The following is an 8,077-nucleotide window of genomic DNA, read 5'->3' as shown; positions in this document are numbered from 1 at the left end:
GGTATGTACTGTATCATTAGTAATTAGTGCTGAAATTCAAGCTTATATTCAACAAAATAAATATGCGATTAATGAGCAACGTATCGCAGGAAGTACGATTAAAGCATCTGATGAACGGTGGAAAAGTGAGCTAATCACATTTGGGGGAATTTTAGACGAAGAAATAACACGACCATTGAAACTGGAACAGTTACAAGCGAGTTTCTATCTAGCTACAATGAAAAGGGCTGCTAACTTTTCTGTTCCTGGTGCAGGTAAGACTGCTATGATGTATGGAGCGTTTGCTTATCTAAGTAGTAAAAAAATTAGAAAGGCGAGACGATTATTAGTTGTCTCACCAATCAATGCCTTTGAGGCTTGGCGCACAGAATATACTGAGGTGTTTGGGGAAAAACGCTATTTAAACTATATGAATTTAAAAGATAATAAATACCGGAATATTGGAAATATTCGAGTGGATTGGGGGAAAAGTGACATAATCGTTATCAATTATGAAGCGTTAGAAGGAAAACTAACCATTTTAAATGAACTAATCGATGAGTATACTATGATTGTATGTGACGAGGTCCACCGTGTAAAAGGGGTGGGGGGAAGAAGAGCTATGGCCGCTTTAAATTTAGGGCCAAAAGCTCAATATCGTTATGTTTTGACAGGGACCCCTATACCCAATAGCTATAAAGATATCTACAACTTTTTACACTTACTGTATGATAAAGAATATGATTCTTTCTTTCGCTGGGAAGTAAGTGATCTAGAGAACCCTGAAGTGGATGAGATAAATAACCGTATTCAGCCCTTCTTTTGGCGAACTAATAAATACGATTTAAAAGTACCAAAAGCAGATCCAGACAAATTGATTGTTGTTGAACCTAGTGAAAGGCAAAAACAATTAGTTCAAACGATATATGAAAATGAAGGCAATATATTAGCGCTGTATTTACGACTATTGCAAGCATCTACAAACCCTGCTTTATTGCTAGATAAAATTGAATATCAAGATTTAGGTCTTTTAGATGATGAATTTGATTTGACACAAGTTAATGCTTTAAATGATGAAGAAAGAGAAATAGCAAGAAGAAGAGCCTATCAACAATTACAAGTAGATATAATTCCATCTGCAAAATTTGAAAAAGGAATTCAACTAATCATGGATTTAGTTGATAACGGAAAAAAAGTAATCGTATGGGGAATGTTTGTAAAAACTATGCAGAAGATTAAACAGGTATTACAACAAAAAGGTGTATCTGTAAATTTAGTTTATGGGGGAACACCAAAGGATGAACGTGTGAAATTGATTAATGATTTTCGTGATGGTGATGTGGAAGTGATGATTTCCAATCCGAATACCTTAGGAGAATCTATTTCGTTACATCAAACTGTTCATGATGCTATCTATTTTGAATACAACTTTAACCTAACATTTATGTTACAATCCAGAGATCGTATCCATCGACTAGGATTAAAAGATGATCAATACACACGCTATTACTATCTAATGACGGAAGGCGATAGAGCTCATGGTGGATTTATTGATCAGGCGATATATAAACGATTGAAAGAAAAAGAACAAGTAATGCTTGATGCTATTGATGGTGAATTGCTGATTCCAGAGGTAACAGATGATTACTTAAATGATGTGAAAAATATTATTCAAAATTAAGCCGAACCGAATACAATTAATTTCGGAAATGAATTTTCCAAAAATGCTTGAGAGTATAAAATGTTTTGTATAAATGAATAAGAAGACAAGGAAGTAAGAATTTATTGTCTGGAATTAAAGTCATCATGACACATTATAGAATATAGGTCTTCCGTATGAATCAGTTTACGATAAAGCTTGTTGAGGAACTTGATAAATAGATTTTAAGTGAATGGATTGTTTAGCTGAAAAGTACGAGTAGACATTCACATGAAATACCAGTTTCTAACTGATGAAGAGGCTGATATTATCAGGTTTGTCTGGTTTTTTTAATGGATCTTTTTTATAAAATTAAACCCACTCATTTTGATTAGTTCTTTCTAAACGAGTGGGTTTATTCAATTGGTTAACTTTGAACTATTTAAAAGCCTACATAGTTTTTTTTTAATTTACTTGAATATAGTTAAAATTGGATACTAAGAATAATTCAGGTTATTCTTCTGCATTTAAACATTTGGTATATTCATGTTCTTGATTACAGGTCGTAATAGCCGTTCGCCTTTTATATTCATTTCAATCACTCACAATTTAATGACGATACCTCTTTATATTTTATTATGAAATATTGAAAATACTCATAAAAATAACCATGCGTAGAATGTTAAACAGTTTTTCACAAAAAATCATTTGAGAGTAGATATTATGGGAAGTACCTATACATTTAAGGATAATTAAATTTTTAACCTTAGTTATGTTAAAATATAGTTGATCTATTATAAGGATAGATGTAAGGGGAGTGGGACTATGGAAGAGTTAAAAAAGAGGTTGGTATCAACTAATATAATTGAACGGGATAAAGCTATAGAAGAAATTATCAAGTCTAATCTATTAAGTTTAAGGGGGGAGCTTATTAATATAATTGAACATGGGCCTACATATGCAAAAGTTGGCGCAGCAAAAGCTTTTTCTCAAATTGCTACTGAAGAAGATATTGATACCTTAAAAAGAATTTTAAAAATGAAATCTTGGCATATTCGTGTAGAAGCCATACACGGTATATATAAAGTTTGTGGAGCCAATTCAACTGAAGAGTTAACGCCTCTCTTAAAAGATAAGGCGTATGGTGTAAGAGTAGAAGTAGAGAAAATTTTAAATCAGTTAGCTCAAGAAAATATCCTCTAAAGTAAAATATATAAAATGCTATACTTCAGGATGGAGTATAGCATTTTTGTTGTTTATAAAAAGGGTTATGAAGGTTTTTGAACACTTGGATAAGATGAAATGGCATTCAAAAAGAAATGGGAGTACTATCACGCTACTTTTAATGTTTTTTTGACCTGAACTAATTAGAAAATATAAACTGACCTCATAAAGTTAAACTGCTTTTCCATTATAATAGAAGAAAAACCAAACGGAGGGAAACCCCCATGCCAATCTACAACAAACTAATCCGAAACAAAATTCCACAAATAATAAAATCCAACGGAAAAACACCCACAACAAGAATCCTACCCAAAGACGAATACATAGAGGAACTCTGCAAGAAAACACAAGAAGAACTAACCGAATATCTAGAAGCAGACACAAAAGAACATAAACTAGAAGAACTATCCGACCTACTAGAACTAATCAACGCCCTAGCCGAACACGAAGGCACAACACTAAAAGAAATCAACAACATCCGWAAAAAGAAAGCAAAAGAAMGAGGCGGYTTCTYAGATCGAGTSTTYCTAATCGAAGTAACYGAYAACTAGCCCCTCCCATACCCCTTGCAAGCCCCTACCAAGTAATAAATCACTAAGAAAAAACACAACAAAACAAAAACACCAACAAACACCGTAGTAGTAGTCAAAAAAATTTTGAAATAACACGCCAAAAACCCGACCCTCCTTCCTATATATAGTACATAGAGGGATTTTTAATTTTGAATGAGGACGGGAGGAACTTTGATGGCGGTGTATCGTAATGTGCAGGTGAATTTTTGGCAGGATGATTTTGTTTTGGATTTGACACCGGAGGAACGGTATTTTTATGTGTATTTGTTAACTTGTTCGAAGACGACGCAGTGTGGGATTTTTCCGTTTCCGAAGCGGTTAGCTGAGATGGAGACGGGTTATAACAGGGGGACTGTTGATAAGTTAGTGCAGCGCTTCATCGATTATGGAAAGATTCTGTATGATGCGGAGACGAGGGAGTTATTTATTTTAAATTGGCTTCGTTATAATCCTGTGACGAATACGAATGTGGAGAAGTGTGTGCTTCGTGAGCTGAAGAGTGTGAAGAATAAGGAGTTTGTACATATGTTTCTTCAGAAGTGCGTAGAGGAGGAGCTGAATGTTCCGATGCTTTTAGCACATTTCGGTATGCCGAGTGATTTGGCTATGGATGATGTTGATCCAGTTTGTGAGGAGACAGAGGAAGAAGAGGTTATAGAGGAAGAAACGGGAAGTCGCGTGTTTTCTTTTTATGAGCAACATTTTGGTAGTTTGTCTCCTCATACGGTAGAGGAACTGAGTGCGTGGATGGTTGATTTGTCAGAGGAGCTTGTGCTGAAGGCTCTTCAAATTGCGTTTGAGAATAATAAGCGGACAGTTGCTTATGTGAAGGGGATTTTGAGGGGATGGCACGGGAAAGGGTTTACGAAAGTGTGTGAGGTTGAGGCGGATACGACTCAGTTTCGGAAGAAGGAGTCGTCTGTTAGTACTGGGGAGACGGAGGAGTTTTTGACGAGGTGCGAGGAGTGGGAGAAGAATGCGCTGTCAGAGGAAGAGCTGCAGCGGTTTTTAGCGGAACGCGGGTGGCGTCCATGAGTATTCAAAATGTGGAGGCGGAAAAGACGGTGTTAGGTTCTCTTTTAATTGATGGAGAGCTTATTAAGGAGTGCCGTTTGACGGAGCATTATTTTTCTATGCCGGTGCATAAGTCTATATTTCGGTTAATGCGAAAAATTGAAGATGAAGGGCAACCAATTGATCTTGTGACRCTCGTTTCTCGGATGAATCCAAATTTTTTGGAGAATATCGGGGGAATGGAGTATTTTATAGCATTAATAGAGGGTGTGCCTACAACTGCCAACTTCTCTTATTATGAGGGGCTTGTTCGAGGTGCATGGAAAATGTATCAGGCTGGCGTTCTCGGGCACAAGATGGGAGAGCGTCTTATTGCGGAGAAGAATGAGAAAATTATCGGTGAGACGATTACGGAACTTTGTGAGTTAGAGGAAAAGGATTATGTATGTGAGTTTGATTTGAAGGATGCTTTAGTTGGTTTGTATGAAGAGCTTCATCAAGATACGAAAGAGAATACTGGTATTGAGACTGGTTATATATCGTTAAATAAGATGACGTGCGGATTGCAGGAAGGTGATTTTGTTGTCCTTGGTGCGCGTCCTTCTATGGGGAAGACGGCGTTTGCATTAAATATCGCATTGCATGCGGCGAAGTCTGGAGCGGCAGTTGGATTGTTTTCGTTAGAGATGAGTAGTAAGCAACTGTTAAAAAGGATGGCGTCTTGCGCGGGCGAAGTGTCAGGAGGTAGGCTGAAAAATCCGAAGCATCGTTTTACGATAGARGACTGGGAAAAGGTGAGTAAGGCGTTCGCGGAGATTGGGGAATTGCCACTTGAGATTTATGATAAGGCCGGTGTTACAATGCAGGATATTTGGATGCAAACTCGTAAGTTAAAGAGGAAGCATGGGGATAAAAAGCTTTTAGTTATTGTAGATTATTTACAGCTTATTACGGGCGATCCGAAGCATAAGGGCAATCGATTTCAGGAGATTAGTGAGATTTCTCGTAAGCTTAAGTTATTAGCGCGTGATTTAAATGTTTGTATAGTAGCGTTGTCGCAATTGTCTCGTTCCGTAGAGTCACGGCAAGATAAGCGTCCTCTTTTATCTGATTTAAGAGAGACGGGACAAATTGAGCAAGATGCGGATGTCATTATGCTTATGTATCGTGAAGATTATTATGATAAGGAAACGATGCAGAAAGAGATGACGGAGATCCATGTGGCGAAGCATCGGAATGGGCCTGTGGGTAATTTTAAGCTGAGGTTTTTGAAGGAGTTTGGGCGGTTTGTGGAGATTGGATGATAAAATAGAAGAAGGCATATAAAAAGGTAAAGGAGTGGTTACGGTTGACAAAAGTAGGTCGTTTATATGAGCAAGAGAAGCAAGAAGAAATAGATAAAGCACTTTCGGCAGCTGGAATGCTCTTTAAGGGAATGAGTATAGAGGAAGTGGCTAAGAAATTAGATGTAACAATTGAGAAGGTGAAAGAGTGGGAGAAGCGTTTATCTCATTAATCGCTGGGTTAATGGGAATATTCCRCAAAGGGAAAATGGCAGCGTCTGTATAAATTTATATAAAAATAGCTGACTATTTACTATATAATAGTCGGCTATTTTTGTACGGAGAAGTTGTTAGGTTTAATACGCAAATTTTTTGATTTGCTCTTGAATATGTTTCTTATTTTTCCATAAAGAAGGATTTTCTCTCCGTAGTAATCCATTGCTCCAAATCATCTTGGCTACGTTGTACAAGTCGATTCACTAAAACATCATGCCATACATAATCCTCTAATAGGTATATATGAACAGGGTCATCTGTATAAAAAGCAATATTACGCTCCTCAAGTGATGGTCCATAAATCATCTCTTTAGAATCTATCGATAAAATAAACCAATGTTCTGTAGACAGRGTTTCTGTATAAGGTGTTATACGATGGGCTTCTAGATTTTTAATGGGATTTTCAACATGCAGGGTAATACCTTGTACTGTAACTGTATCAGCTACCTCAGATAGTTCCTCTTTTAACGCTTCATACATCTCATCCCACATAGAAATGACAATACGTTTTTGGGCTTTTTTTATTAATGCCTGACAGTAGCTAATTATTGTTTTATTGTCTTTTAAAGTAATCACTCGATTATCCGTTTTTTCCTCGAAAGTTTCTAGTTTTTTTAATGAATCACTGATTACTTCATAAGTAGACTGCCATTCTGATTGCGCCTTTTGTAAAAAGATTTCAACAGGTAGAGGTGAATAGCGAGTGGTGTCATTTATTTCTTCCTTCATGACAATTCCTTTTTCTACAAGGTTACCCAAAATCTCRTAAATTCGCGCTCTTGGGATACCCGAATCCTTACTCACTTGGTAGGCWGTGACAGGYCCCTGTTTAACAAGAGATACATAAGATTTAGCTTCATATTCATTAAAACCAATTTTTTTAAGCTGTTGCACTATGTAGTCCACTTTTTTCGTCCTCCGATGTTTGCTTTTATATTTCAACGTTACAATAACTGTTTACATTTAGCAAATTATTAGTTACTATTCTGATAGTGACTAAATGGGAGGTTAATAGTATGGATTTTTATTTAGACCCATCAGTATTAATTATTTTGATTGCTTTTGGATTTTTAGCTGCATTTATTGATTCAGTTGTAGGTGGTGGAGGACTCATTGCCTTACCCGCTTTATTATTTACAGGACTGAATCCAGCAAGTGCAGTAGCCACGAATAAACTAGCGTCGACAATGGGAAGTGCAACTAGTAATATTGTGTTTTATCGTTCTGGCAATCTTGATTTGAAATCGGCTTTTAAATTATTTCCACTCACTTTCATAGGCTCTATAGTAGGKGCATGGACCGTTCATTTAATGAACCCAGAAGTACTGAAGCCWTTGATGCTGATYATGCTYGGTGCAGTCGCTATTTATACGATATTTAAAAAGGATTGGGGTAGTATTTCTACTCATAAGAAATTATCTGGTCGACACGTCATTATTTTTACCTTTTTTATTTTTGCTATTGGTTTTTATGATGGATTTCTAGGGCCTGGCACAGGTTCGTTTTTAATGTTTGCTCTTTTATTTATTGGGTATGATTTTTTAAAAGCAGCAGGTAATGCGAAGTTTCTTAATTTAGGAAGTAATGTTGGTGCATTGTTAATATTTATGTATGTAGGGCAAGTAAACTATGCGTATGGTTTTATAATGGGGATTGCTCAAATTGCTGGAGGGATCGTTGGCTCCAAATTTGCTATAAAAAAAGGAAGTGGGTATGTTCGTGCTCTTTTCATTACAGTAACTTGTTTATTGTTAGCGAAAAATCTGTATGACTATATTCAGTAAGTAATTTTGAACATCTTTTCTTCAAAAAACGTAGAAAAGGTCAAATATGAAGACTACATAAAATATAAGAAGATACCAGGGGAAATTTTTTTAAACTTTTTTAGATGCTACCTTATTTGAAGATAGCATCTAAAAAGTCTCATTTAAAAGAAGATCTAAGTGAAGAGAATGAAAATAATATAAACTCATATTTTTCTGGGGTATGTTTATTGATCATAGTGAAATGTTTACTCTATATTCTTCTTATAATTAAGCCTCAACACCCCCTTAAAATCCACCTCAGCAATTAACACACTTACTAATATA

The 8,077-nt window shown here is 36.1% G+C and carries 8 protein-coding genes; 7 read left to right on the top strand and 1 reads right to left on the bottom strand.

From position 1 onward, the window contains the following. From AC1DJR_RS11500 to AC1DJR_RS11475, 6 genes are all read left to right on the top strand, one after another. Positions 1-1,660: DEAD/DEAH box helicase (locus tag AC1DJR_RS11500; RefSeq protein ID WP_477002650.1), on the top strand; the 1,660-nt coding region annotated here is incomplete at its 5' end. 783 nt (positions 1,661-2,443) lie between these two features. Then, positions 2,444-2,821 carry a HEAT repeat domain-containing protein gene (locus AC1DJR_RS11495; protein WP_088038666.1) on the top strand — a complete coding sequence of 126 codons (378 nt, stop codon included), beginning with the start codon at positions 2,444-2,446 and terminating at the stop codon, positions 2,819-2,821. A 245-nt stretch (positions 2,822-3,066) separates the two neighbouring features. Further along, positions 3,067-3,393 (top strand): nucleoside triphosphate pyrophosphohydrolase, encoded by a 327-nt coding sequence (locus AC1DJR_RS11490; RefSeq protein WP_477002649.1) that lies wholly within the window; start codon positions 3,067-3,069, stop codon positions 3,391-3,393. A gap of 195 nt (positions 3,394-3,588) precedes the next feature. Further along, positions 3,589-4,449, top strand: coding sequence for a DnaD domain-containing protein (locus AC1DJR_RS11485; protein WP_477002648.1), 861 nt, complete (start codon positions 3,589-3,591; stop codon positions 4,447-4,449). After that, a complete protein-coding gene (gene dnaB / locus AC1DJR_RS11480) occupies positions 4,446-5,732 on the top strand; it encodes a replicative DNA helicase (RefSeq protein WP_477002647.1) in 1,287 nt (428 codons plus the stop codon). The genes AC1DJR_RS11485 and dnaB overlap by 4 nt, the downstream gene beginning before the upstream one ends. A 44-nt stretch (positions 5,733-5,776) precedes the next feature. Further along, positions 5,777-5,944 carry a hypothetical protein gene (locus AC1DJR_RS11475; protein ID WP_000169779.1) on the top strand — a complete coding sequence of 56 codons (168 nt, stop codon included), beginning with the start codon at positions 5,777-5,779 and terminating at the stop codon, positions 5,942-5,944. A 163-nt stretch (positions 5,945-6,107) separates the two neighbouring features. Here AC1DJR_RS11475 and AC1DJR_RS11470 read toward each other — a convergent pair whose 3' ends face one another. Continuing rightward, positions 6,108-6,893, bottom strand: coding sequence for a TrmB family transcriptional regulator (locus AC1DJR_RS11470; protein ID WP_429691902.1), 786 nt, complete (start codon positions 6,891-6,893; stop codon positions 6,108-6,110). A gap of 110 nt (positions 6,894-7,003) precedes the next feature. On the opposite strand from AC1DJR_RS11470, the gene AC1DJR_RS11465 reads away from it, so the two are divergent. Next, entirely contained in the window at positions 7,004-7,771 is a 768-nt protein-coding gene (locus AC1DJR_RS11465; RefSeq protein WP_429691903.1) for a TSUP family transporter, read from the top strand. Positions 7,772-8,077: the final 306 nt, after the last annotated feature.

Source organism: Bacillus sp. 05T31 (assembly GCF_056396725.1).
This window is presented reverse-complemented; position numbering and strand designations above follow the sequence as displayed.

Coding starts and splice junctions, on each gene's coding strand:
- AC1DJR_RS11485 (WP_477002648.1), top strand. CDS start 3,589: ATGGCGGTGTATCGTAATGTGCAGGTGAATTTTTGGCAGGATGATTTT.
- AC1DJR_RS11495 (WP_088038666.1), top strand. CDS start 2,444: ATGGAAGAGTTAAAAAAGAGGTTGGTATCAACTAATATAATTGAACGG.